Below are 22,358 nucleotides of genomic sequence, written 5' to 3'. Positions count from 1 at the left end.
CGTGCTCGCGGACCTCAAGTGACGCAGCCCGTGGGCGGGGCGGCGGGCTCGTTCGCCCAGCGCAGCTCGCAGCCGGAGGTCACCGTCGGGAACCAGCTCCGCAGCCCGCCACCGAGCTCCAGCGCGGTGGCCACCCCTTCGAGCATCGCGGCGTGGGACGGCCAGCCCATCGGGCCGTCGTAACGCAGCGGCCGGCCGGACTCGGCCTCGCCCACGCGCCCGGTGCGCAGGTTGACGAAGAGGTTCTGGCCGCTTGCGGTGGTGCCGATCGGGAGCAGGCTGCCGTGCCAGTGGCCGGTCTCGTCGTTCGCCAGCTTCGGGTCGCCGCGCATGACCAGGGTCTGGCAGTTGCTCGCGTTGATGTAGCCGATGTCGGAGACCCCCAGGAGGCCGTACGAGCCGGGGAGCTGAAAGTTGTCGCCCAGGTTGCCTTCGGCTCCGTTGTGGCGGAGGTAGGAGGCGTACAGTTCATCGGGTAGTCGCACGCCGCCGGTGGCCTCCCGCCGGGCCAGGAGCTGCGGCTCCGCGCCGGGGCTCAGCTTGCGCAGGGTGGCCGGGGCGTGTGTGCCGAGCCAGCCTTCGATCCGCTCCCACGCCCGGCCGACCCGCGCCGCCACGGCCGGGTCGGGCGTGCGCTCCGGGTAACGGGGCATCGGCCCGTCGAGCGTGGCCATCGGCTCGTCGGGCCCTTCGCCGAAGTAGACGGGTGAACAACCGACGGCGCGGGCCTCGGCGGGCGTGAAAGCCCTGGTCCTCATGGCCGCGTCCACTTCGGGGTCTCCGCACGAGATCACGTTGCCCACGAAGCCGCAGAATCTGCGCTCGGCGACCGGACCACTGGCGACCAGCGCGCCCGCCAGCAGAACGGACGCGAGCCCCAGCCGGACCGTACGCCACGCAGGTAAGCCGATCATGAGCGGCACCTTACGGCACCCGCCCGACAAAACGATCATTGGCTCAAGGGCAGTGGTGGGCACAGTCGCCCCATCGGTCGAGGACCCGAGCTCAGCTCAGCAGACCGAGATATTGGGCCGGGCGGCCTTGGACTTGAGTCAGCAGATCCTCGTCCAGTGTGCCGGTGCGATCCTCCAGAGCGGACTTCGTGAGAGGTTGTATCGCCGGGATGCGGATCCAGCATTTTTTGACCACGCCACCTTGGCCCTTGGCCAACTGCACGTCGAATCGAGTGCGCCGCGAGGTGGAGCCGGAGATGGGACAAGCTAGGACAAACGGCCAGCCGGGATCGCCGTTGGATGCCGCACTGGTGACCACGACCACGGGACGGCGCTCGTCGTGGACCACGCGTTCCTCTTCGGGGATGAGACGGAGCGTCTTGTCGCTGACGAGATAGACACCGCCGGAAATGTAGGGGCCCGGCACTACTCCTCCAAGAGGCGGCGGGTCGCCTCCGCACGGTGTTCGCCGAGTTGCCGGCTCTCTTCGATGAGATCGTCGATGCCACCAGGCTCGTCATCGGGCAAGGGGTTGCGCGCAGCCCAGTAACGCAAGCGGGTCAAACCGGAGCCTAGGTCGGGTAGCGGGGGACCACCGGCGAGGTCAAGGCGTACTTCACGTTGGCGTTGTTTGATCGCGGCCTGCATCGGAGCCGTCTGGTAGGTGAGGTCACGTAGTTGGCCTGCCGACCATCTCCCATAGTCCGCCAGGACGCCGTCGACGATCCTGGCGAATGCGGCGTCGATGACCATGTGTGGAGCGTCCACCAGGTGGATGACGCACTCGCGGTAGCCGGCGAAGGGATCGGCGCCCTCCTCGACGAGAAGGACGCCGGCTTCACGGAGGTCACGCTCGACCTCGCCGAGACGATGGCTGTGCGGGCCGTAATGGCGCCAACGCCACTCCACTCCGGAGCCGGGAGGCAAGCCTTGCTCGACGGCACGGAGATCGGCCAGATAGAGGAGCTTGGTGAGCTTGGTGCGGTTGACTCGCATGCCGCTGGCCCGAGCGGTCGCCAAAAGGTAGGCGATGACACCCGCGGGACCGCGAAGGGACACAGCGTCCGACACGTCTTCCAGTGTAGGCACGGAGCTCCTCATCGCCGCTCATCCCCTCTCCCCATTTTTTCGAATACACATTCTATAATAGCTCTCTGTTATCTGAAACGCTACCCTCTGTTGCCTTCGTGTGTCCGGCGATCAGGGCACCTAAGGTGGCGTCATGGGCTTCATCGTCACCACAGGTGCCAGTGGCCGGCTCGGTGGGCGGATCGCCGCGCTGCTCTCCCAAGCCGGAGCCGAGCAGCGGCTGGTCTCCCGGCACGCGGACCGTGTCGCCCCCCTCCCCGGCGCCGGTGCCGTCAGCGCCGACTACGGTGACCCGGCCGCGGTGCGCCAGGCGCTGGACGGTGCCTCGACCGTGCTGTTCGTGTCCGCGTCGGAGAGCGCCGACCGCCTTGACCGGCACCGGACCTTCGTCGAAGCCGCCCGCGATGCCCGCGTGACGCACCTCGTCTACATCTCCTTCTACGGCGCCGCCCCCGACGCCACGTTCACACTGGCGCGCGACCACTGGGCCACCGAGCAGCACATCCGCGGCAGCGGCCTGCCCTTCACCTTCCTGCGCGACAACCTGTACGCCGACTTCCTGCCCGGCATGGCAGACGACGACGGCGTGATCAGGGGTCCGGCGGGGCAGGGGCGGGTCGCGGCCGTGGCCCAGGACGACATCGCCGCGGCGGCGGCCACGGTGCTGCTGGACCCGGGAGCGCACGAAGGGGCGACGTACGACCTCACCGGCCCGCAGGCGCTGACGCTGGAGGAGGTCGCCGCCACGTTGAGCGCGACGACCGGGCGGAGCGTCACCTACCACGATGAGAGCGTCGAAGAGGCCTATGAGTCGCGCCGGCGCTACGACGCGCCCGGCTGGCAGGTCGATGCCTGGGTGTCCACCTATCTGGCCATCGCCGCGGGTGAGCTCGAAGGAGTCAGCGATGCGGTGCCCGCTCTCACCGGCAGACCGGCGACGACGTTCGGGGAACTGGCCAGACGCACCCCTTGACCGCCACTACGCTCCCGGTCAATGACGACGGGACACCGCTGAAGACCAGCTGCGAGGCCGGAGTCACCGATATCCACGATGTGGCCCTGGCCTGCGGCAACCGCATCGCCAAGCGTAAGCAGGAACCGTCACCTCATGTTCACCACTCGCCGTAGCAGGCTCAGTATCATCCTTGGGCTTCTGCTGCTGGTAGCCGTCGCCATCCTCTTCGCAACCGTGCGGATCAACCTACCGCGCTGGTGGCGGATCGCGGAGGTGCAACCGCTGGCCGACGGACGTACTCTGCGCGTGGAACTGATGTTCAGCAAGCCGAGGCCCGATGGCACCTTCTGCCAGCGAGTGGTGGACACGGCAGTGGAAGAGACCGCCGCTCTGGTGACAGTGGGCGTACAGGTCTACAACGAGTGCGCTCCCTCGTTGTCCTGGGGAACGGTGCGAGGTTCGGGGGTTGGTCATCCATACGCCGTGGATGTTCGACTGCGTGCTCCGCTTGGAGGACGACTCATCGTCGAAAGGGAAAGCGGACGCCACCTCCGCTTCTAGGAGAATCCGCGCGCTCCACGATGTGTCCGTCCCGGAAATGTCGGAGGCGGCGCGTACGTTCGCTGCAGAGCTCGTGGAGGCAAACAGGAGGGGGCTGCTCGATGGCTGGGTCCACTCAGTCTTCGCCGTCGCACGCACGCGAAACGCCGTCGCACGCACGCGAAACGGTGAACAGGCGCGCCCTGTTGACCACCCGCCAAGGAGACGAGCTGGGCTGGGTGCCAGAAGGCTGCAGTCCGTTTCGCGGCGCGGCATGGGCCACCTCAGGGTGACCGTACGACCTGAGGTTGAGCGCAGGTGCGTGTAGCAGGCCGTGCCGTGCGTGTCCTGGCCGGACACGGGCGCCGACGTTCGGGGAACTGGCCGGACGCACCCCTCGACCGCCACTACGCTCCCATTGACGGGCATGTGTGGGGGCGGAGGGATTCGTGACGGTCAACGGGGCGGCGAGCCGGGAGGCCACCGATCAGGCGGAAGTGGCCGGTGAGGTGGTCGGCCGGGTGCTCGGCACACAGGCGGCCTCGCCGCTGTCCTTCTGGGTCGGTCTGGAGCAGGGCAAGGTCCTGCAGCTGGACGACGTCGTGGTGACCAGGCGCGACGTGCCGGGCTACGGCATGGTGCTGGTCGCGGGCGTGGTGACGACCGTGGAGGCCAGGCACGAGGGCGCCGCCTACGACTCCGACGTCTTCCTCATCGCCGACGGCGCGCTGCCCGCCGCCGTGATCGAGGTGGCCGAAGTGCGGGTGACCAGGGTCGAGCCGGAGGTGTTCGTGCCGCCGCTGCCCGGCTCCAAGGTCTACCTGGCCGGTGCGGGCGACCGCGACCAGGCGCTCTACTTCGACGTGATGGACCGGCGCATCCCCATCGGCCTGGGCCGCGACGGCCTGCCTCTCTACGTCAACTTCGACTTCCTCGACGGCACCCGTGGCGCGCACGTGTCGATCTCCGGCGTGTCGGGCGTGGCCACCAAGACCTCGTTCGCGACCTTCCTGCTCTACTCGATCTTCAACTCGGGGGTGCTGGAGGGTGAGGCGGCCAACACCAAGGCGCTCATCTTCTCGGTCAAGGGCGAGGACCTGCTCTTCCTCGACCACGACAACGTCCGGCTCGACGAGAAGGCCCGCGGCGTCTACGCCAGGCTGGGCCTGCCCGCGCGGCCGTTCGGCAGCGTCCACGTCTTCGCCCCGCCCCGGCCGAACGACCCCAACGGGGTGCCGCACGTCGCCGCGCGCACCCAGGGGGTCAGCGCCTTCTACTGGACGCTGGTCGAGTTCTGCGAGGACGAGCTGCTGCGGTTCGTCTTCGCCGACGCCGACGACGAGCGGGCCGGATACTCGCTGCTGGTGGGGACGGTCGCCGCCCGGCTGAAGGCGTGGGCGGAGCCGGTGGGCGACGGCGGCGCGATCAGGGTGCAGGGCACCACCTGCCGTACCTTCTCCGACCTGGTCGAGCTGCTGTCCGACCAGCTCCAGGACGAGGGCAGCCGCCAGCAGTGGACCGGCGCGCAGACCCCGCTCGGCACCGTCAACGCGTTCCTGCGCAGGCTGCGCAGCGCCGTGCGCCCGCTGTCCCCGATCGTCCGCGGCGACCTGCCGTTCTACCGCAACCACTCCGTCAAGACCTCCGACGCGCAGGTCTCGATCGTGGACCTGCACAACCTGCCGGAGCGGGCGCAGCGGTTCGTGGTCGGCGTGGTGCTGCGCGGGGAGTTCCACCGCAAGGAGTCCTCGGGCACGGCCAGGCCGCTGCTGTTCGTGGTGCTCGACGAGCTGAACAAGTACGCGCCGCGCGAGGGCGACTCCCCGATCAAGGAGATCCTGCTCGACGTCGCCGAGCGGGGGCGCTCGCTGGGCGTGATCCTCATCGGCGCTCAGCAGACCGCCTCCGAGGTGGAGCGCCGCATCGTCTCCAACAGCGCCGTACGCGTCGCCGGCCGCCTGGACCCGGCCGAGGCCGCCAGGTCCGAGTACGGCTGGCTGCCCACGGCCGTGCGCGAACGCGCCACGATCGCCAAGCCGGGCACCATGTTCGTGGCGCAGCCGGAGATCCCGGTGCCGCTGGCCGTCGCGTTCCCGTTCCCGGCCTGGGCGACGCGGCCGGCGGAGGCGGCGACCCCGGCGGTCCAGGGGAGCAGGGCCCCGGCGGACCCGTTCCAGGGGCTGCCCGGCGTCGAAGACGACATCCCGCCGTTCTGATCCTGGGGGTTCAGTGAAGATCCTGCACACCGCGGACTGGCACGTGGGCAAGGTGCTCAAGGGGCGGCCCCGCATCGAGGAGCATCGCGCCGTGCTGCGCGAGCTCTACGCCGCCGCCCGTACGCACGACGTGGACGCCGTCATCGTGGCCGGGGACCTCTTCGACACCTCGGCCCCCACGCCCGAGGCCCAGTCGCTGGTGCTGAACGCCCTCATGGCCCTGCGCGGCGACGGCCGCGACGTCATCGTGCTGGCGGGCAACCACGACAACCCCCAGCTCCTGGAGGTCTACCGGCCGGTGCTCGGCAAGCTCGGCATGCACGTCGTCGGCGCCTTCCGCCGCCCCGACGCGGGCGGCACGCTGGCCTTCACCGCGCGTTCCGGCGAGCCGGTGCGCCTGGCCGTGCTGCCGTTCCTGTCCCACCGCTACGTCGTACGCGCCGCCGAGGTATTGACCGGCGGCGCCGCCGACCACAACCGCGACTACGCCGCCCGGATCTCCGAGCTGATGGGCGCGCTGACCGCCGGCTTCGAGAACGACACCGTCAACCTGGTCACCACGCACGGCACCCTGCCCGGCGGCGCGCTCGGCGGCGGCGAGCGGGAGGCCCAGTCGATCTTCTCCTACTACTTCGAGCCGACCGCGTTCCCGCCTGCCACCCAGTACGCCGCCCTCGGCCACCTGCACCGCCGCCAGCAGATCCCCGGCCCCTGCCCGATCTGGTACAGCGGCTCGCCCATCGCCGTCGACTTCGGCGAGGAGGGCAACACCCCGGGCGCGCTGCTGGTTGAGGTCGAGCCGGGCCGCCCCGCGGTGGTGCGGGAGCTGACGTTCGCCTCCGCTCGCAAGCTGCGGACGGTACGCGGCACGCTGGAGCAGCTCGAAGGGCTGGAGCCGGGAGACGACTGGCTCAAGGTCATCGTGGAGGAGAAACCCCGGGTCGGCCTGGCCGACGACGTACGCGACCTGCTGCCCGGCTCCGTCGACGTCATGCTGGACGAGCGGTTCCGCCCGGTGCCCGCCACCCGGAAGGGCGGCACGGCCGGCCGCAGCCCGCGCGAGCTGTTCCGCGAGTATCTGACGGCCACCGGACGCCACGACGAGCAGGTGGCCACGCTGTTCGACCGGCTCTACGACGAGGTGACGAGCTGATGCGCCCGCTGTTGCTGCACCTCGACCACTTCGGCAGCTTCCGCGAGCCGGTGAGCGTCGACTTCTCCGACATCGAATACTTCGCCCTGGTCGGGCCGACCGGCGCGGGCAAGAGCACGATCATCGACGCGATCTGCTTCGCCCTGTACGGCACGGTGCCCCGCTGGGGCAAGGAGAACGTGATCGCGCACGCCCTGGCGCCCTCGGCGAGCTCCGGCAAGGTGGCGCTGGTGTTCGAGAGCGACGGGCGGCGCTACGGCGTGGTCCGGTCCATGGTGCGCGACGCCAAGGGCGCGGTGCGCACCAAAGAGGCCAGGATCGACGAGCTGGATCCGGCCGCGGCGCTCGCCGACGCGTACGAGGCGGTGGTCAAACCCCTGGCCGAGGGCGAGAACGTCACGCCCGAGGTGCAGCGGGTCACCGGCCTTGAGTACAAGTTCTTCACCCAGTGCGTGGTGTTGCCGCAGGGGCGCTTCGCCGAGTTCCTGCACGCCGCGCCGCGCGAGCGCCAGGACCTGCTGGTGCAGCTCCTCGACGCCGACGTGTACGAGCTGATCAGGCAGCAGGCGGCCCGTGAGGAGGAGAGCGCCAAGCAGGCCGCCTCCTTCGCCCGCGACCAGCTCGCCCGGTTGTCGGGCGCCACCGAGGAGGCCGAGCGGGAGCTGGCCGACCGGCTGACCGCGCTGCGGCGGCTGACGGAGAGCATCGACACCGACCTGGACCTGCTGCGGGCCCGCGAGGGCGACATCCGGCGGGCCGAGCAGGAGCGGGCGGCCGTGGCCGAGCGGCAGTCGGTGTTGTCGTCGTTGCGGATGCCCGCCGCGGTGCCGACCCTGGCCGCCACCCGGCGGGCCGCCGCCGAGTCCATCGACGGGCTGGCCGCCGAGGTGGCGTCCCTGGAAGCAGACGATCATGAGGCGTACGAGGCGCGGGCGGCGCTGGGCGATCGGGCCGAGCCGATGGCGGCGCTGTCCGCCCTGGACGCCCGCGAGCGGCTGACGGCGGAGACCGCCTCCGCCGGGGCCGCGGCCGGGGCGGAGGCCGAGGCGCTGGAGGGCATCCTGACGCGGGTCGCCGCCGCCGAACAGGCGCTGGTCGACGCCGAGCGCGAACGGGAGCGGCTGCGGGACGCGCACACCGCCGCCGACCTGGCGCAGCGGCTGACCGTGGGGGAACCGTGCCCGGTATGTCGGCATCCGGTCGCCGAGCTGCCCGGCCACGCGGGTCGTGCGGGCGCGGAGTCGTCCGGCCAGGCCGCCCAGGCTGGTCACGCGGGCCACGCGGACTCCGAGTTGCTCGCCGCCGATCGTGCCCTGGCGGCGGCGCGCGAGCTGGCCGTCCGTGGGCGGTCCGCGCAGGCCAGGGCCGAGACGTCGGCGGCGATGCTGGCCGAGCGGGCCACCCGCCTCGCGTCCGAGCTGGCCGCGCTGCCCGCCCCCGGTGACCGGGCCGAGATCGAAGGGCGGCTGGCCGCCATCGCCAAGGCCGACGAGCTGTCCGCCCAGGCGCGGAACGCCGTACGCGCCGCCCGCAAGAAGCTGGAGCAGGCACGGGCCGAGGTGCAGCAGATCGAACGCCAGGCCGAGACCGCCTGGCGCACCCTGGAGGGCACCCGCGACCGCCTCCTCGTCTCCGGCGCCCACGAGGAGCCACCGCCGCCGCTCACCCGCGAGGACCTGCACCGGGCCTGGACGGAGCTGCTCGCCTGGCGGGACCAGGCCGCGCAGGCCGGGCGCGCCGCGCTGGCCGCGCGCGAGGACGAGCTCGCCCAGGCCACCGCCAGACTCGCCGCCGAGCGCCGCAAGCTGGGCGAGCGCCTGGCCGAGCACGGCATCGTCCCGCCGCGCGACGCCTCTCCCGACCAGCTCGGCGCCGCCGTCGCCGCGACGGCCGCGCGCGTGGAAGGCGCGCTCGAACGGGTAAGCGAGGACCGCAAGCGCGCCGCCGAGCTGGAGGTGGCGGCAACCCAGAAGGAGCACGAGGCCAAGGTCGCCCACGAGCTGGCCCTGCGGCTGCGGGCCAACGCCTTCGAACGCTGGCTCTGCGCCGAAGCCCTCGCCATCCTGGTCGCCGGGGCTTCCGAGACGTTGCGCGAGCTGTCCGACGGCCAGTACGAGCTGGCGCTCAGCGACAAGACCGGCGACATCGAGGTCATCGACTACGGCGAGGCGGGCCTGCGGCGCAGCGCCCGCACGCTCTCCGGCGGCGAGACCTTCCAGGCCGCCCTGGCCCTGGCCCTGGCGCTGTCCGGCGCCGTCGCCAGGGGGCTCGACTCGATCTTCCTCGACGAGGGCTTCGGCACCCTCGACCCGGCCACGCTGGACACCGTGGCCACCACCCTCGAACGCCTCGCCGCCGGCCAGGAGCGCATGATCGGCGTCGTCACCCATGTGCCCGCGCTGGCCGAGCGGGTGCCGGTACGCTTCGAGGTCCAGCGTGACGCGAAGGGCTCCCACGTCCGGAAGGCGGGCATTTGACAGGCTTCACCGTCGACCCGTGGGATCCGGGCTACGCCGCCGCCCTCGCCGTCGAGGCCCTCGCCGAGCTGGGTGCCACGAGCGCCGAGCTGGTGATGGACGTCGAACGCCCGGCCGCCGACTGGAAACCCGTCACGCCGGGACCCGACGCCGAGGCTCCGGAGACGTTGCTGGTCATCGACGGTGTACGGCGGATCGACGCCCGCGTGTGGGTGCACGACGCCGAGGTGCCCATGCCGGTGCCCGGGATCGCGGCCTCCTACGCGGCCGGCATCGTGCGATGCGGTCCCGAGGGGGCCGATCTGGCGGCGATCGAGGTCAACCGGACGCTCATCTCGGCTTCGCCGTACACGCCGGAGGTCAAGACCGCGCACGCCACCTACCAGCCCAGCAAGGCCGCCGACTCCAGCTTCGAGGAGTTGTCCCTGGCGCTGCAGCGCCAGGTCACCCAACTGGAGGTGGACCTGGCGGTGCGGCACCGGTCTCACGGCGAGGACCTGCTGCTGGTGGACGGGCCGTTGCGCGGGCGCACCCACCTGCCGCGCACGGTCGGCTACATCAAGACCCACCACGCCGCCTACCTGCCGTCCCCGCAGTCCGCGGTGGTCGCCGCGCTCACGCCTGGGCAGCGCACGCCGGTGTTCCTGATGGGCACGAGCTGGCGGCGGCACGCCTGGTACGTCCGGCTTCCGGTCCAGTCGCCGGCCCCGTGGGCGGGCATCGCCCGGTGCGAGGCCAGCGCTGACCTGGATCCGGCCGCGGTGGTGCGCCTGGCCGACTCCGTCACCCTGGCCCTGCAGCCGCTGGCCGGGGTGGACTACAAGGATCCGCGCGCGCCCCAGAACCTGGTGCCGATCGGCGGCCTGGAGAAGCTGTTGCGGCACCATCTGGGCGATTCGCGGCTGCTGTACCGCGCGCTGCGGTCGGTCGCGCTCGCCTAGATCGCGAACACCTGCGCGTCGTCGGCGAACGCCTTGAACTCCAGGGCGTTGCCCGCCGGATCGAGCAGGAACATCGTCCACTGCTCGCCGGGCAGGCCCTCGAAGCGGAGGTACGGCTCGATGACGAACTCGGTGCCCGCGTCGCGGAACCGGGCGGCCAGTTCCTGAAAGCCGGGAATGGTCAGGATGAGACCGAAATGTGGGACCGGTACGTCGTGGCCGTCCACCGGGTTGTGCGCCGGTTGCGGGCGGGTGGGGGCCAGGTGGGTGACGAACTGGTGGCCGTGCAGGTTCCAGTCGATCCAGGTGTCGGAGCTGCGGCCCTGGGCGCAGCCGATGAGGTCGCCGTAGAAGTGGCGGGCCGCCTCCAGGTCGTCCACGGGCATCGCCAGATGGAACCGGGGGATCGTGGGTGTCATCGTCGTCCTTTCGGCGCCGGTGTTACCAGCCCTTGTCGAAGTCACAGATGTTCACGGTGGCGCTCTTCTGGCGGCTCGTCGGCGTGATCACGTCGAGGACGACCTGGTGTGTGCCGGCTTTCTTCCAGACGATGGACGGCAGTAGTGGCTTGGTGCCCGAGCTGCCCTGTTTCCTGCCCTGATTCTGGCCGTTGACCAGCCAGCGGTAGCTGTAGGTGCCGGAGGCCGAGACGGTGGCCCAGATGTTCAGGTCGGAGCGCCAGCAGTCTCCGAGCCGGATGCCCTCGTAGGTGAAGGACACCGACCGCACGCCGCCCGAGGTCGCGGTCGGCTTGGCGGTGGTGGGTCTCGTGGTCGGGCTGCTGCTCGTGGTGGGTTCCGTGGTCGCCGGGGTGGTGGTCTTGGTCCGCTGCGGGGTCTTCGTGCTCTTGGTGGGGGGTGGGCGGCGGGTTCTGGCGGACTGCTTCCCGCTGGTGGGCAGGGAGGGTGGGGGAGTGGTGGCCGTGGTGGCGATGGCGGCGGTGTCGGTGCTGGGGTCGCCGGGGGAGAGGGGGAGCCAGATCCAGGCGACGACGGCGGCGGCGGTGACGGTCATCGCCGTGCCGCCGGCCACGAGGGCGGGGAGCAGGCGGGAGGAGGAGGGGTTCGTGGCTTCGGCATGGCGGCGCGCTCCCGGATGACGAGGGTAGCCACCCGGTCCTTGAGGTGACGCCGGCGTCGGTCCGCCTGGGTAACCGGTGCCCATGGGTGCGGCCGGTATGGGGCCGCCTGGGTAGCCGCCCCCCATGGGTGCGGCCGGTATGGGGCCGTTCGGGTAGCTGCCTTGGGGCGGGGCGCCGGGGGGTGGGGCAGGGGCGCCGATGAGGCGGAAGAGGACGTCCTGCATGGCGGGGCGGGCCCGTGGATCCTTGGCCAGGCAGGCGTACACGATCGATCGCAACGGCTCGGGCACGCCTCCGAGCTGCGGCTCGTCGTACTGGATCCGCCGCAACACCCCCACCACCGAGTCGTTGCCGAACGGCGGGGTGCCGCTGGCCGCGTACCCGATCACGGACGCCCACGCGAACACGTCCGTCGCCGGCCCGACGGGCGCGCCCGCGAACTGCTCGGGCGCCATGTACGCGGGCGTCCCCACGATGCTGCTGGTCCGGGTGACCTGGTCGTCCATGGCGCGGGCGATGCCGAAGTCGATGACGCGCGGCCCGTCCCGCCCGAGCAGGACGTTCGCGGGCTTGAAGTCGCGGTGCACGACCCCGGCCCGGTGGATCGCGACGAGGGCGGTGGCGGTGGCGACGGCCAGCCGCTGCAGGTCGGCTCCGCCGTGCCGGCCCGCCTGCTGCAGGGATGGCCCCTCGACGTACTCGGTCACGATGTACGGCCGGGCGCCCAGCGAGGCGTCGAGCACCTGCGCGATGCAGAACGGCTCCACCCGCCGCGCGGCGGCGATCTCCTTGGCGAAGCGGCCGTCCCCGGGCACGCCCTCCCGCAGCACCTTGATGGCGACACGCGTGCCGTCACTGGCCTCACCGAGGTACACGATCCCCTGGCCGCCCTCCCCGAGCTGCCCGATCACCCGATAGGGGCCGATGGCGTCCGGCATCACCAGGTCTCCATGGCGCACACGCTGAACGACACGCTCTTGCTCACCACGGACGGTGAGGTGACCTTGAGGGTGACGGTGTGGCGGCCGGCCTTGAGCATGTACTGCCCCGAGGTCATGAACGCCGTGTAGTCGTCCTCCGGCACCCACGACCTGTCCCGTGAGACGACGCTGCCGTCCACCTGCCACGCGCCGGACACCCACACCCCCTGGCGGGACGACTCCACGTTGGTCTGGAAGTGCACGGGCGGCATGTAGCAGCCGTCGGCGTCGCTCTGGCCCGGACCGCCGGACAACTCGATCGCCAGGATGCTGATCCTGGCGCCGGTGACCGGCTTCTTGGTGGTGGGGGTCGGCGTCGGCTTCTTGCTGGTCGGGGTGGGGGACGGCTTCTTGGTGGTACGGGCCGGCGTCGGGCTCGGCTGGGACGACGGCGGTGCCGAGGTCTTGGGTGCCTTCGGTGTGCTCTTGCCGGTGGGCTTGGGTGACTTCGAGGTCTTGGCCGGGTTCTGGGTGATCTGTGTGGAAGGGCTTGGTGACGCGTCGGCCAGCGAGCTCGGCCGGCCCGACCAGGGGGCGAGCCAGACGACGCCGCCCACGAGCGCCGCCACCACGACACCCGCCACCCCCACGGCCACGGGCACGCCGACCGACCTCGGCCCGCCCGCCCGATGCCCCCGCCCCACCCCGGCCCCCGGCATCGGGCCCTGTCCGGGCATCGGGCCGTGGCCCGGCACAGATCCTGGCCTTGGCACCGGCCCATGCCCATACCCATACCCATACCCAGGCCCAGGCCCAGGCCCAGGTCCGTACCCAGGTCCAGGTCCAGGTCCCTGTGTCCCGGATTGCGGCCAAGGCCGCACACCAGGCTGTGGCGGCGAAGCGGGCCCGCCGAGCAGCCGCAGCAGCACATCGCGCATGGTCGGCCGAGCTCGGGGATCCTTGGCCAGGCAGGCGTACACGATCGACCGCAACGGCTGCGGCAGATCACCGAGCTGCGGCTCGTTGTGCAGGATGCGGTTGATGATCGCAGGCAGCGTGTCCTGCCCGAACGGCGGCGTGTCCGTACCCGCCCACACCATCACGCAGGCCCAGGCGAACACATCGGCGGCCGGCCCCACCGCCTCCCCGCCCAACTGCTCGGGCGCCATGTACGCGGGCGTGCCGACGATGCCGCTCGTCACCGTGGCGGCGGCGTCCGCGGCTCTGGCGATGCCGAAGTCGATGACCCGGGGCCCGCCGGGACCGAGCAGCACGTTCGCCGGCTTGAAGTCGCGGTGCACGACCCCGGCCTGGTGGATGGCGGCCAGCGCGGTGGCGGTGGCGACGGCCAGCCGCTGCAGGTCGGCCCCGGTATGACGGCCGGCCTGCTGCAGCGAGGGCCCGTCGACGTACTCGGTCACGATGTACGACGGCCGCCCCAGCGACGCGTCGAGCACCTGCGCGATGCAGAACGGCTCCACCCGCCGGGCCGCCTCGACCTCCTTGGCGAACCGGTCGTCGAACCCGGCGCTGCCCCGCAGCACCTTGACCGCGATCGACCGGCCGTCGGGCGCCTGCCCGAGATAAACGGTCCCTTGACCACCCGCGCCCAGCCGGCCGAGCAGACGGTATACCCCTACGGCCGCCGGATCGTCGTCCCGCAGCGGTTCGACATGCGCCATGAGAGAAGAGACTCCTGAGACAGGTGCGGCGATCTTTACGTACGATAGCGACTCAAGTCCGGATTTGTGGTGAAGTTACCCAGCCGTAGGAAACCTTCCCGGCAAGTCGACAGGACGCTCCGCGCACATTCCCTTGCGCCAGACACTCAGATCAATCTGATGGCAGAATGTGACCATGCGGCCACCCCGAGCGAAATACTTCAACACCACCGGCCCGTGCGACCCGCAGCGCCACTACATGCTGCCCGCCACGCAGCGGCTCCCCCAGGCCCGCGTGCTCGTCGAGATGGATCGCTATTTCGTGCTGCACGCGCCCCGGCAGACCGGCAAGACGACCACACTGGACGCCCTGGCCTCCGAGCTGAACGCTCAGGGCGACATCGCCGCCCTGATGTTCTCCTGCGAGAGTGCCAAGTCGGCCGGCGACGACGTCGGCTGGGCGGAGTCGCTTCTGCTGGATTCCCTCCGCGAGGCCGCCGAAGGGTCGGGATGGCCAGCGGAGCTGCTGCCGCCAGATCCCTGGCCGCAGTCCTCCCCGGGCAGCCGGTTCCGTGCGGCGCTGCGCGAGTGGTGTCGCCGCTGCCCGCGCCGGGTGGTGCTGCTCCTCGACGAGATCGACGCCCTGCAGGGCAACAGCATGGTCAGCATCCTCAGCCAGCTCCGCGACGGTCACAACGCGCGGCCGAAAGGCCATCCGTTCCCCTCTTCGGTGGTGCTGTGCGGGTTGCGCGACGTGCGTGACTACAAGGTCGCCTCAGGCGGCGAGCCCGATGGATCGAACCCGGCCAGCCCGTTCAACATCATTACCGAGTCGCTGCGCCTGGGCGACTTCACCACCGATGAGATCGCCGAGCTGTACGACCAGCACACCCAGGCGACCGGCCAGGAGTTCACCAAGGACGCGGTGGACCGGGTCTTCGAGCTGACCCAAGGACAACCATGGCTGGTCAACGCCGTCGCCTATGAGATCACCTTCAAGATGGGAGTGACCGGCCTCATCACCGCCGGGCACGCGGAAGACGCCAAGGAGCGGCTGATCCGGGCACGTGCCATCCACTTGGACGCCCTCGTGGCCCGGCTGCACGAGCCCCGCGTCAAGCGAGTGATCGAGCCGATCGTGGCCGGCACGTCGCCGGATACGGACGCCGCCTTTGACGATGACGTCTCCTACGTCCACGATCTGGGCCTCATCCGGGGCACCAGGGACCTCGAGATCGCCAACCCGATCTATCGAGAGGTCTTGCTACGGGTCCTGGGTGATCGTACGGAGCGGTTCGTACGCGCCGATCCGCACAGCTTCGTGCTGCCGGACGGCCGTTTCGACCTGCCGCGCCTGTTGCGGGAGTTCGTCGTGTTCTGGCGCGAGCACGGCGAGGTCCTCATCCAGCAGGAGGGCTACCACGAGGCCGCCTGCCAGATCATCCTCATGGACCGCCGCCCCGAGTCCCCGCCTTGGCAGGAACGCGGCGGCTTCGAGCAGGCGACCACGCCGTCCGGCCGCCAGGTCACCATCCTGCGTGTGTGACTCGGGCACTTGCCCCGGCTGCCTGATGGCTTGGGCTGGGAAGCTTGGGGCTTTGCGGGCATTAGCGTGAATTGCGCAGGGGAAGAGCCGCTTTATAGCTGATCTTCTCTTGCGGGATCGAGCCGTAGCCCGGCCCCCTCTGCGGATCAGCTTCACGGGTCGTCCGTGAGCCGAAGAGGAGGTTCCGATCATGACGTATCAGAGCAAGCACGTGACGGGCTGGGTCGGCTGGGTGTGGTTCGCCGGGATGCTGATGGTGATGTCGGGCGTGTTCAACGTCATCAGCGGCCTGTACGCGGTCATGAACAGCGATCTGTACGTCCGCACGCCGAACCGGCTGCTGTTCTTCGACGCCAGCGCGTGGGGCTGGGCGCATCTGGTGTTCGGCGTGGTGCTGTTCGTAGCCGGTCTGGCCGTGAGCGTCGGTCAGGGCTGGGCCCGGGTCGTCGCGGTCATCCTGGTGATGCTCAACGCGATGACCCAGCTCGCCTGGATCTCGGTCAACCCGTGGTGGTCGCTGGCGGTCATCGCCCTGGACGTGCTCGTCCTGTACGCGCTGATCGTCCACGGACATGAAGCCAGGAATATCGCCGCCTGACCGCCGCCCCATCACCCGCGCGGAGCAAGTCTCGGCCATGAGCGCGTCGGAGGGGATATACAAGGGGGGAGAAGGAGGTAGATCTTGCGCGTTTCTGAACCACACCGGGCCGCGATCGTCGAGCTGGTCCGCCGCCTGCCCCTCGACGAGGTCAACTGGGCGCTGACCGGCAGCGCCGGCCACGTCCTGCAGGGGCTTCCGCTGGGGCACGTGGGAGACCTAGACGTCCAGACCGACGCCGAGGGCATCGAGACGGTGGCGGAGCGGTTCGCCGAGCTGATGGTGGAGCCGGTGAGCTGGCGGGAGCTGGAGCGAGTCCGCTCCTTTTTCGGGAAATTTCAGCTTAAGGGTGTCGAAGTGGACATCATTGGGGCTGGGCAGATCCGGGACCCCGACGGCGCATGGGGTCCGGTGACCGACCCGGCCGAGCACCGCCGCATGGTCAGCCTGGGCGAGCACCTCGTCCCCGTCCTCAGCCTGGACTACGAGGCCGAAGCCTACGCCCACATGGGCCGCCAGAGCCGGGCCGACCTCATCCTGAGCCACCTCGCCGAACGATAGCGGCCGGCCGCCGTCCTAGAAGGCGGCCCGGGGAAGGGCGGCCGTCACGATGAGACCGCCGCCCTCACGCGGCCTGGCCCGGACGTCACCGCCGTGCGCGAGCGCCACCGACCGGACGATCGACAACCCCAGGCCGGCGCTCATCCCCGTCACCACCCGCTCGGCGCCGTGCCGGTGGAAGGGCTTGAAGAGCAGCGGGATGTCGTACGGCGGCACGCTCGGCCCGGTGTTGCCGACCTCCACCTCGACCCGCCCGTCCGCCACGGTGCGGCTCACCACCCGCACCCACCCGGTGCCGTCGTCGACGTTGTGCCGCAGGCCGTTCTCCACCAGGTTGTGCACCAGCCGTTCGAGCAGCAGCGCGTCCCCCATGGTGGGGGCCTGGGCGGTCACCTCGTACACGGTGACCTTGGCGTCGCGGGCGTCGGCGGCGGTCTGCTCGACCACGTGCGTCACCACGTCCGCGAGGTCCACCGGCGACCGGTCGGCGATGGGCTGCTCCGACCTGGCCAGCAGCAGCAGGCCGGAGATGAGGCGCTCGTGGCGGGCGTTGATCTCCAGCAGGCTCTCGCCCAGCTCCCTGACGTCCGGCGAGGCCGTACGCCGATGCATGGCCAGCTCGACCAGCGCCCGGTTGATCGTCAGCGGCGTGCGCAGCTCGTGCGAGGCGTTCGCCACGAACCTGCGCTGCCCGTCGAAGGACTCGTCGAGCCGCCGCACCATGGTGTCGAAGGTGTCGGCCAGCTCCTTGACCTCGTCCGCCGGCCCCTGGAGCGCGATCCGCTCGTGCAGCCCGCGCTCGGCCATGGGCGCGGCGGCGATCTTGCGGGCGGTCGCGGTCACCTGCCGCAGGGGGCCCAGCATCCGGCCGGCGGCCACCCAGCCGAGCCCCACGGCTCCGGCCCCGACCACGAGCAGCGCGATCGCGCCCTGCGTGATCAGCGAGGTGACGGCGGCGCCGCGCAGCGTCTCCTCCTGCCGGCGCAGCAGCGCGACCGCCTGGGCGCCTCTGAGCTCGACGCCGTTCGCCAGGATGATGAGCTCCTTGCTCCGGCCGGGCTCAGGGGTGAACCGGTTCTCGAAGCTGTCGGTGAGCTGCTGGTCGAACAGGAGGTAGGTGACGCCGAGCAGGGCCAGCCCGGCGAGGAAGAAGACGGCGCCGTACACGAGGGTGAGCCGCAGCCGCAGGGTCGGCTGCGGGAAGGACGGCCATGGCGCTCTCATACGATCCGGTAACCGACCCCCGCCACGGTCTCCACGACCGGCGGCTCGGCGAGTTTGCGGCGCAACTTGAGAATGGTGAGCCGGACCGCCCCCGTGAACGGGTCCGCGTGCTCGTCCCACGCCTTCTCCAGCAGTTGCTCGGCCGAGACGACGTTGCCGTCCGCCCGCATCAGCTCGGCCAGCACCGCGAACTCCTTCTTCGACAGCGGCACGAACCGCCCGCTCCTGAAGACCTCCCTGCGCGCCGGGTCGAGCGTGATCCCGGCCCGGCGTAACACGGGCGGCGCCGCGGGGCGCGAGCGCCGCCCCAGCGCCAGCACGCGGGCGGCCAGCTCGGGAAAGGCGAACGGCTTCGGCAGGTAGTCGTCGGCCCCCATGGACAGCCCCGTCACCCGGTCGTCGAGCTGGGCCGCGGCGGTGAGCATCAGCACCCGCGCGTCCGACCGCGACTCGACCAGCTCCCTGCAGACCTCGTCGCCGTGCACACGCGGCAGGTCGCGATCCAGCACGACCACGTCGTAGTCGTTGACCGCGATCCGTTCCAGGGCGGCCGCGCCGTCACGAGCCAGGTCCACCGCGTGGGTGTCCTCGCGCAGCCATTCGGCGATCGCGTCGGCGAGCAGCCGCTCGTCCTCAACCACCAGCACCCGCATGGCGTATCCCCGGCCTTTCTTTCGTTTGCCGAGCCGAGTGTGACCTAGGTGGCATTTGGTCAGAGTAAGCCGCCGGGCGGAAACGCTGAGGAAACAGCGGCCCCTATTGCATCTCTCTCGTACGCGAAATCCATTCGACGGAGGAGATGTCATGCGAGGACCAGTCCTGAGCGCCCTGCTCGCGGCGCCCATCGCGGCCGTGCTGCTGCTGGCCGGCTGCGGCTCCGACGCCGGCGGCGGGCCCGACGTGGCCTCGGTGTCCGGCACCGGCGCCCCGACCGCGGCCGGCGCGCAGCCGAGCGGGGACCCGCACGAGAAGGCGCTCAAGTTCGCCCAGTGCATGCGCGAGAACGGCATCGACATGGAGGACCCGGAGCCGGGCAAGGGCGTCCTGCTCAAGCTCGACAAGAACGGGTCCAAGGAGACGATGGACAAGGCCCAGGAGGCCTGCAAGCAGTACGCCCCCAGCGGAAAGCTCGCGGGCGGCGGCGACCCCAAGATGGCGGAGAACCTGCGCAAGGTCGCGCAGTGCATGCGTGACAACGGCGTCGAGGGTTACCCCGACCCCGAGGGCGGTGGCGTGCGCATCACCGCCGAAATCGGCGAGGACCCCGACTTCAAGGCCGCCCAGGAGAAGTGCCAGAAGGAGATGGCCGAGGCCGGCATGGGAGGGTTCTGATGGGCATGGCCACCCTTGACGGAAAGGCGGAGCCGGCCGCGACGCCCGCCCGGCCGCGCCGCCGCCGCGGCCGGGGCAAGGTGGTCGCCGGGCTGCTCCTCGTGCTGGTCGCCGCCGGCGCCGGGTTCGTGGTGGTGAACAGCACCGGCCTGCTGGAAGGAGGAGCCGGCCCGACCCGGCAGGCCGCCGCCCTGCCCCCGGCCACCGCCACGGTCGACCGGCAGACCCTGAAGGACACCATGGACGCCGACGGCGAGCTCGGCTACGGCCCGGTGACCACGGCGGTCAGCAGGGGCCCGGGCACGATCACCTGGCTGCCCGGCAGCGGCCGGGAGATCACCCGCGGCAGGTCGCTGTACCGGCTGGACAACAAGCCGGTCATGCTCCTGTACGGCGACACGCCCGCCTACCGCGACCTCAGGTACGGCATGGAGGGCAAGGACGTCGAGAACCTGGAGCGCAACCTGAGCAAGCTGGGCTACGACGGCTTCACGGTGGACGACGAGTTCACCTATGACACGGCCCAGGCCGTCATGGAATGGCAGGAGGACCGCGGCCTCGACGAGACGGGCGTGGTCGAGCTGGGCCGGGTCGTCTTCGCCCCCGGCAAGGTGCGGGTGGAGAGCCTGGAGGCCGAGAAGGGCCAGCCGGCCACGCCCGGCCAGAAGGTGCTCACCTACACGGGCACGTCCAAGGTCGTCACGGCCGTGCTGGCGGCCGAGGACCAGCGGATGGCCAGGAAGGGCGCCAAGGTCACGGTCACGCTGCCGGACGGCAAACGCGTGAACGGCAAGGTCACCGAGGTCGCCACCGTCATCGTACCGGGCGACGGGCAGAACGCCGAGCCGGAGACCCGCGTCGAGGCGCTCGTCTCGATCGGCGGCGGCAAGGCGGCCAAGGGGCTCGACAAGGCCGCGGTGGACGTGACGTTCACCGCCTCCCAGCGCAAGAACGTCCTGACCGTGCCGATCGCGGCGCTCGTGGCGCTGCGGGAGGGCGGGTTCGGGCTGGAGATCATCGAAGGCGGCACGTCCCGGTACGTCGCCGTCGAGACGGGACTGTTCTCCGGCGGCCGGGTCGAGGTCACCGGTGACGGGCTCACCGAGGGCATGACCGTGGGGATGCCGAAGTGACGCATCCCATGATCGAACTTTCGGACGTGTCCAGGACGTACCCGGGAGGGGTGGCGGCGCTGCGGTCGGTGTCGTTGCGGATCCAGCACGGCGAGCTCGTCGCCATCGTCGGCCCCTCGGGCTCGGGGAAGTCCACGATGCTCAACGTCGTCGGCACCCTCGACCGGCCGTCCTCGGGGATCGTCAGCGTCGACGGCTACGACGTGTCGACGTTGTCCGACGGGCAGCTCTCGGCGCTCCGGGCGACCACGATCGGTTTCGTCTTCCAGTCCTTCCACCTGGCCGCCAGGGTCCCGGCGCTGGACGACGTGGCCGACGGCCTCCTCTACACCGGCCTGCGCAGGGCCGAGCGCCGCCGCCGCGCGGCGCGGGCGCTGGAGCGGGTGGGGCTCGGGCACCGCATGGACCACGAGCCCCACGAGCTGTCCGGCGGCGAGCGCCAGCGCGTCGCCATCGCCAGGGCCGTGGCGGGCGACCCGCCGCTGCTGCTGGCCGACGAGCCGACCGGAGCCCTGGACTCGCTGTCGGGAACAGGGGTGATGGAGTTGCTGCACGAGCTGAACGCCGGCGGCACCACGATCGTGATCATCACGCATGACCGGGAGATCGCGGGCAACCTGCCCCGGCAGGTGAGCATGCGCGACGGCGAGATCGTCTCCGACTCGGCGGACGTGCGGCGCGAGCCCGCGGAATCAGGGGTGGCGTGATGGCCGGCATCGAGGTGCGACGGCCGAAGTTGTCCCCGGCCCGGATGCGGCCGCGTGACGTGCTGCGGGTCGGCGCGGTCGGCCTGCGCACCCGTCCGTTGCGGGCGTTCCTGTCCGCGCTCGGCATCGCCATCGGCATCGCGGCCATGGTCGCCGTGGTCGGGCTCTCGTCCTCCTCGGGCGCGGAGCTCGACCGCACCCTCTCCGCGCTGGGCACCAACCTGCTCACCGTCTCCTCCGGCAGCACGCTCTTGGGCGAGGTCGCGCGGATGCCGGCGGAGGCGGAGACGATGATCGAGCGGATCGGCCCCGTCGACGCGGTGTCGTCGATCGCGAAGATCCCGGAGGCCAAGGTCTACCGCTCGGAGGAGATCCCGAAGGCCCAGACCGGCGGGATCACCGCCTACGCCGCCCGCCTCGACCTGCCCGCGACCGTGGGCGCGACCCTGCGCAGCGGAACCTGGCTGAACGCGGCCACCGAGCGCTACCCGGCCGCCGTGCTCGGCTCCGGCGCCGCCCAGCGGCTCGGCGTCGGCTCGGTGAACGCGGACACGCAGGTCGTCGTCGGCGGCCGGCGGTTCACGGTCGTCGGAGTGCTCGACCCGGTGGCGCTGGCCACCGATCTGGACAGCGGCGTGCTGGTCGGCTGGCCGGTGGCCGAGGAGCGGCTGCGCTTCGACGGGCATCCGACGACGCTCTACACCCGCGTGCAGGAGGCCAGGCTGGAGTCCGTACGCCAGGTGCTGGCCGGCACGGCCAACCCCGAGGCGCCGAACGAGGTGGACGTCTCGCGCCCGTCCGACGCGCTGGCCGCCAAGCAGGCGACCGGCCAGGCCTTCGCCGGCCTGCTGCTCGGCGTCGGCGCGGTGGCCCTGCTCGTGGGCGGGGTCGGCGTGGCCAACACCATGGTCATCTCCGTCCTCGAACGCCGCGCGGAGATCGGCCTGCGCCGCTCACTCGGAGCGACCAGGGGCCAGATCCGCACCCAGTTCCTCGCCGAGTCCCTGCTGCTGTCCGCGATCGGCGGGGGCGGCGGCATCCTGCTCGGCACGGGGGTCACGATGGGGTACGCGCTCTACAGCGACTGGCCGTCCGTCGTGCCCGCGTGGGCCACCGCCGGCGGCCTCATGGCGACGCTGGCCATCGGAGCCGTGGCCGGCCTGTACCCGGCCATCCGCGCCGCGCGCCTGTCCCCGACGGAGGCGCTGGCCACGCCGTAGAGCCGCGTAACAGGTGGCCACGCCGTAAAACCGGCCGGCCGCGTAACAGGT

The 22,358-nt window shown here is 71.1% G+C and carries 21 protein-coding genes; 13 read left to right on the top strand and 8 right to left on the bottom strand.

Annotation, left to right across the window (positions count from 1 at the left end):
- Positions 1-14: 14 nt before the first annotated feature.
- From ACWD0F_RS22085 to ACWD0F_RS22075, 3 genes are all read right to left on the bottom strand, one after another.
- Entirely contained in the window at positions 15-914 is a 900-nt protein-coding gene (locus ACWD0F_RS22085; protein ID WP_449878230.1) for an SMI1/KNR4 family protein, read from the bottom strand.
- A gap of 91 nt (positions 915-1,005) precedes the next feature.
- Positions 1,006-1,380 carry a type II toxin-antitoxin system PemK/MazF family toxin gene (locus tag ACWD0F_RS22080; RefSeq protein ID WP_449878228.1) on the bottom strand — a complete coding sequence of 125 codons (375 nt, stop codon included), beginning with the start codon at positions 1,378-1,380 and terminating at the stop codon, positions 1,006-1,008.
- Positions 1,380-2,024 carry a hypothetical protein gene (locus tag ACWD0F_RS22075; protein ID WP_449878226.1) on the bottom strand — a complete coding sequence of 215 codons (645 nt, stop codon included), beginning with the start codon at positions 2,022-2,024 and terminating at the stop codon, positions 1,380-1,382. The genes ACWD0F_RS22080 and ACWD0F_RS22075 overlap by 1 nt, the downstream gene beginning before the upstream one ends.
- A 151-nt stretch (positions 2,025-2,175) precedes the next feature.
- Between ACWD0F_RS22075 and ACWD0F_RS22070 the strand changes: the two genes are divergently transcribed.
- The 6 genes from ACWD0F_RS22070 (at position 2,176) to ACWD0F_RS22045 (ending at position 10,324) form a co-directional block, all read left to right on the top strand.
- Positions 2,176-3,015, top strand: a complete 840-nt coding sequence (locus tag ACWD0F_RS22070) for an SDR family oxidoreductase (RefSeq protein ID WP_449878224.1) — start codon at positions 2,176-2,178, stop codon at positions 3,013-3,015.
- A 135-nt stretch (positions 3,016-3,150) separates the two neighbouring features.
- Positions 3,151-3,558 carry a hypothetical protein gene (locus ACWD0F_RS22065; protein ID WP_449878222.1) on the top strand — a complete coding sequence of 136 codons (408 nt, stop codon included), beginning with the start codon at positions 3,151-3,153 and terminating at the stop codon, positions 3,556-3,558.
- 428 nt (positions 3,559-3,986) lie between these two features.
- Positions 3,987-5,753, top strand: a complete 1,767-nt coding sequence (locus tag ACWD0F_RS22060; protein ID WP_449878221.1) for an ATP-binding protein — start codon at positions 3,987-3,989, stop codon at positions 5,751-5,753.
- Positions 5,754-5,766: 13 nt separating this feature from the next.
- Positions 5,767-6,906 (top strand): exonuclease SbcCD subunit D, encoded by a 1,140-nt coding sequence (locus ACWD0F_RS22055; protein WP_449878219.1) that lies wholly within the window; start codon positions 5,767-5,769, stop codon positions 6,904-6,906.
- Positions 6,906-9,383, top strand: coding sequence for an AAA family ATPase (locus ACWD0F_RS22050; protein ID WP_449878218.1), 2,478 nt, complete (start codon positions 6,906-6,908; stop codon positions 9,381-9,383). Before ACWD0F_RS22055 ends, ACWD0F_RS22050 begins: the two co-directional genes overlap by 1 nt.
- On the top strand, positions 9,380-10,324 hold the full coding sequence (locus ACWD0F_RS22045; protein ID WP_449878216.1) for a hypothetical protein: 945 nt from the start codon (positions 9,380-9,382) through the stop codon (positions 10,322-10,324). Before ACWD0F_RS22050 ends, ACWD0F_RS22045 begins: the two co-directional genes overlap by 4 nt.
- Here the strand turns inward: ACWD0F_RS22045 and ACWD0F_RS22040 are convergent.
- Genes ACWD0F_RS22040 through ACWD0F_RS22030 form a run of 3 tightly spaced genes read right to left on the bottom strand, consistent with a single transcriptional unit; the run spans position 10,321 to position 14,007 of the window.
- On the bottom strand, positions 10,321-10,743 hold the full coding sequence (locus tag ACWD0F_RS22040) for a VOC family protein (RefSeq protein ID WP_449878215.1): 423 nt from the start codon (positions 10,741-10,743) through the stop codon (positions 10,321-10,323). The two genes, ACWD0F_RS22045 and ACWD0F_RS22040, sit on opposite strands and share 4 nt — an antisense overlap.
- A 22-nt stretch (positions 10,744-10,765) precedes the next feature.
- Positions 10,766-12,343, bottom strand: coding sequence for a serine/threonine protein kinase (locus ACWD0F_RS22035; RefSeq protein WP_449878213.1), 1,578 nt, complete (start codon positions 12,341-12,343; stop codon positions 10,766-10,768).
- Positions 12,343-14,007, bottom strand: coding sequence for a serine/threonine-protein kinase (locus ACWD0F_RS22030; RefSeq protein WP_449878211.1), 1,665 nt, complete (start codon positions 14,005-14,007; stop codon positions 12,343-12,345). Before ACWD0F_RS22030 ends, ACWD0F_RS22035 begins: the two co-directional genes overlap by 1 nt.
- Before the next feature lie 175 nt (positions 14,008-14,182).
- On the opposite strand from ACWD0F_RS22030, the gene ACWD0F_RS22025 reads away from it, so the two are divergent.
- The 3 genes from ACWD0F_RS22025 to ACWD0F_RS22015 all read left to right on the top strand — a co-directional run bounded on the left by ACWD0F_RS22025 (position 14,183) and on the right by ACWD0F_RS22015 (position 16,691).
- Positions 14,183-15,532: an ATP-binding protein gene (locus tag ACWD0F_RS22025; RefSeq protein ID WP_449878209.1), complete on the top strand. Its 1,350-nt coding sequence runs from the start codon at positions 14,183-14,185 to the stop codon at positions 15,530-15,532.
- Positions 15,533-15,722: 190 nt separating this feature from the next.
- Positions 15,723-16,130: a DUF7144 family membrane protein gene (locus tag ACWD0F_RS22020; protein ID WP_449878207.1), complete on the top strand. Its 408-nt coding sequence runs from the start codon at positions 15,723-15,725 to the stop codon at positions 16,128-16,130.
- An 84-nt stretch (positions 16,131-16,214) separates the two neighbouring features.
- Positions 16,215-16,691 carry a nucleotidyltransferase domain-containing protein gene (locus ACWD0F_RS22015; RefSeq protein WP_449878205.1) on the top strand — a complete coding sequence of 159 codons (477 nt, stop codon included), beginning with the start codon at positions 16,215-16,217 and terminating at the stop codon, positions 16,689-16,691.
- Between the two features lie 15 nt (positions 16,692-16,706).
- Here ACWD0F_RS22015 and ACWD0F_RS22010 read toward each other — a convergent pair whose 3' ends face one another.
- Entirely contained in the window at positions 16,707-17,915 is a 1,209-nt protein-coding gene (locus ACWD0F_RS22010) for a sensor histidine kinase (RefSeq protein ID WP_449878203.1), read from the bottom strand.
- Positions 17,912-18,568 carry a response regulator transcription factor gene (locus ACWD0F_RS22005; RefSeq protein ID WP_449878202.1) on the bottom strand — a complete coding sequence of 219 codons (657 nt, stop codon included), beginning with the start codon at positions 18,566-18,568 and terminating at the stop codon, positions 17,912-17,914. Before ACWD0F_RS22005 ends, ACWD0F_RS22010 begins: the two co-directional genes overlap by 4 nt.
- Before the next feature lie 151 nt (positions 18,569-18,719).
- Here ACWD0F_RS22005 and ACWD0F_RS22000 point away from each other — a divergent pair, with 151 nt between their 5' ends.
- From ACWD0F_RS22000 to ACWD0F_RS21985, 4 genes are read left to right on the top strand one after another with little or no spacing between them, the layout of a single operon-like run.
- Positions 18,720-19,247, top strand: coding sequence for a hypothetical protein (locus tag ACWD0F_RS22000; RefSeq protein ID WP_449878201.1), 528 nt, complete (start codon positions 18,720-18,722; stop codon positions 19,245-19,247).
- Positions 19,248-19,252: 5 nt separating this feature from the next.
- Positions 19,253-20,380, top strand: coding sequence for a peptidoglycan-binding protein (locus ACWD0F_RS21995; protein WP_449878199.1), 1,128 nt, complete (start codon positions 19,253-19,255; stop codon positions 20,378-20,380).
- Between the two features lie 8 nt (positions 20,381-20,388).
- Positions 20,389-21,087 carry an ABC transporter ATP-binding protein gene (locus ACWD0F_RS21990; RefSeq protein ID WP_449878197.1) on the top strand — a complete coding sequence of 233 codons (699 nt, stop codon included), beginning with the start codon at positions 20,389-20,391 and terminating at the stop codon, positions 21,085-21,087.
- Entirely contained in the window at positions 21,087-22,307 is a 1,221-nt protein-coding gene (locus tag ACWD0F_RS21985) for an ABC transporter permease (protein WP_449878195.1), read from the top strand. Before ACWD0F_RS21990 ends, ACWD0F_RS21985 begins: the two co-directional genes overlap by 1 nt.
- Positions 22,308-22,358: the final 51 nt, after the last annotated feature.

It is taken from the genome of Nonomuraea sp. NPDC002799 (assembly GCF_053592075.1).
Note: the sequence above shows the minus strand (reverse complement) of the source record. Positions and strands in the feature narration are given on the sequence as shown.

Excerpts from the sequence above, each read along its gene's own strand:
- ACWD0F_RS22085 (WP_449878230.1), bottom strand. The coding sequence starts at position 914 with ATGATCGGCTTACCTGCGTGGCGTACGGTCCGGCTGGGGCTCGCGTCC.
- ACWD0F_RS22070 (WP_449878224.1), top strand. The coding sequence starts at position 2,176 with ATGGGCTTCATCGTCACCACAGGTGCCAGTGGCCGGCTCGGTGGGCGG.
- ACWD0F_RS22065 (WP_449878222.1), top strand. The coding sequence starts at position 3,151 with ATGTTCACCACTCGCCGTAGCAGGCTCAGTATCATCCTTGGGCTTCTG.
- ACWD0F_RS22050 (WP_449878218.1), top strand. The coding sequence starts at position 6,906 with ATGCGCCCGCTGTTGCTGCACCTCGACCACTTCGGCAGCTTCCGCGAG.
- ACWD0F_RS22040 (WP_449878215.1), bottom strand. The coding sequence starts at position 10,743 with ATGACACCCACGATCCCCCGGTTCCATCTGGCGATGCCCGTGGACGAC.
- ACWD0F_RS22035 (WP_449878213.1), bottom strand. The coding sequence starts at position 12,343 with ATGCCGGACGCCATCGGCCCCTATCGGGTGATCGGGCAGCTCGGGGAG.
- ACWD0F_RS22030 (WP_449878211.1), bottom strand. The coding sequence starts at position 14,007 with ATGGCGCATGTCGAACCGCTGCGGGACGACGATCCGGCGGCCGTAGGG.
- ACWD0F_RS22025 (WP_449878209.1), top strand. The coding sequence starts at position 14,183 with ATGCGGCCACCCCGAGCGAAATACTTCAACACCACCGGCCCGTGCGAC.
- ACWD0F_RS22020 (WP_449878207.1), top strand. The coding sequence starts at position 15,723 with ATGACGTATCAGAGCAAGCACGTGACGGGCTGGGTCGGCTGGGTGTGG.
- ACWD0F_RS22010 (WP_449878203.1), bottom strand. The coding sequence starts at position 17,915 with ATGAGAGCGCCATGGCCGTCCTTCCCGCAGCCGACCCTGCGGCTGCGG.
- ACWD0F_RS22005 (WP_449878202.1), bottom strand. The coding sequence starts at position 18,568 with ATGCGGGTGCTGGTGGTTGAGGACGAGCGGCTGCTCGCCGACGCGATC.
- ACWD0F_RS22000 (WP_449878201.1), top strand. The coding sequence starts at position 18,720 with ATGCGAGGACCAGTCCTGAGCGCCCTGCTCGCGGCGCCCATCGCGGCC.
- ACWD0F_RS21995 (WP_449878199.1), top strand. The coding sequence starts at position 19,253 with ATGGCCACCCTTGACGGAAAGGCGGAGCCGGCCGCGACGCCCGCCCGG.
- ACWD0F_RS21990 (WP_449878197.1), top strand. The coding sequence starts at position 20,389 with ATGATCGAACTTTCGGACGTGTCCAGGACGTACCCGGGAGGGGTGGCG.
- ACWD0F_RS21985 (WP_449878195.1), top strand. The coding sequence starts at position 21,087 with ATGGCCGGCATCGAGGTGCGACGGCCGAAGTTGTCCCCGGCCCGGATG.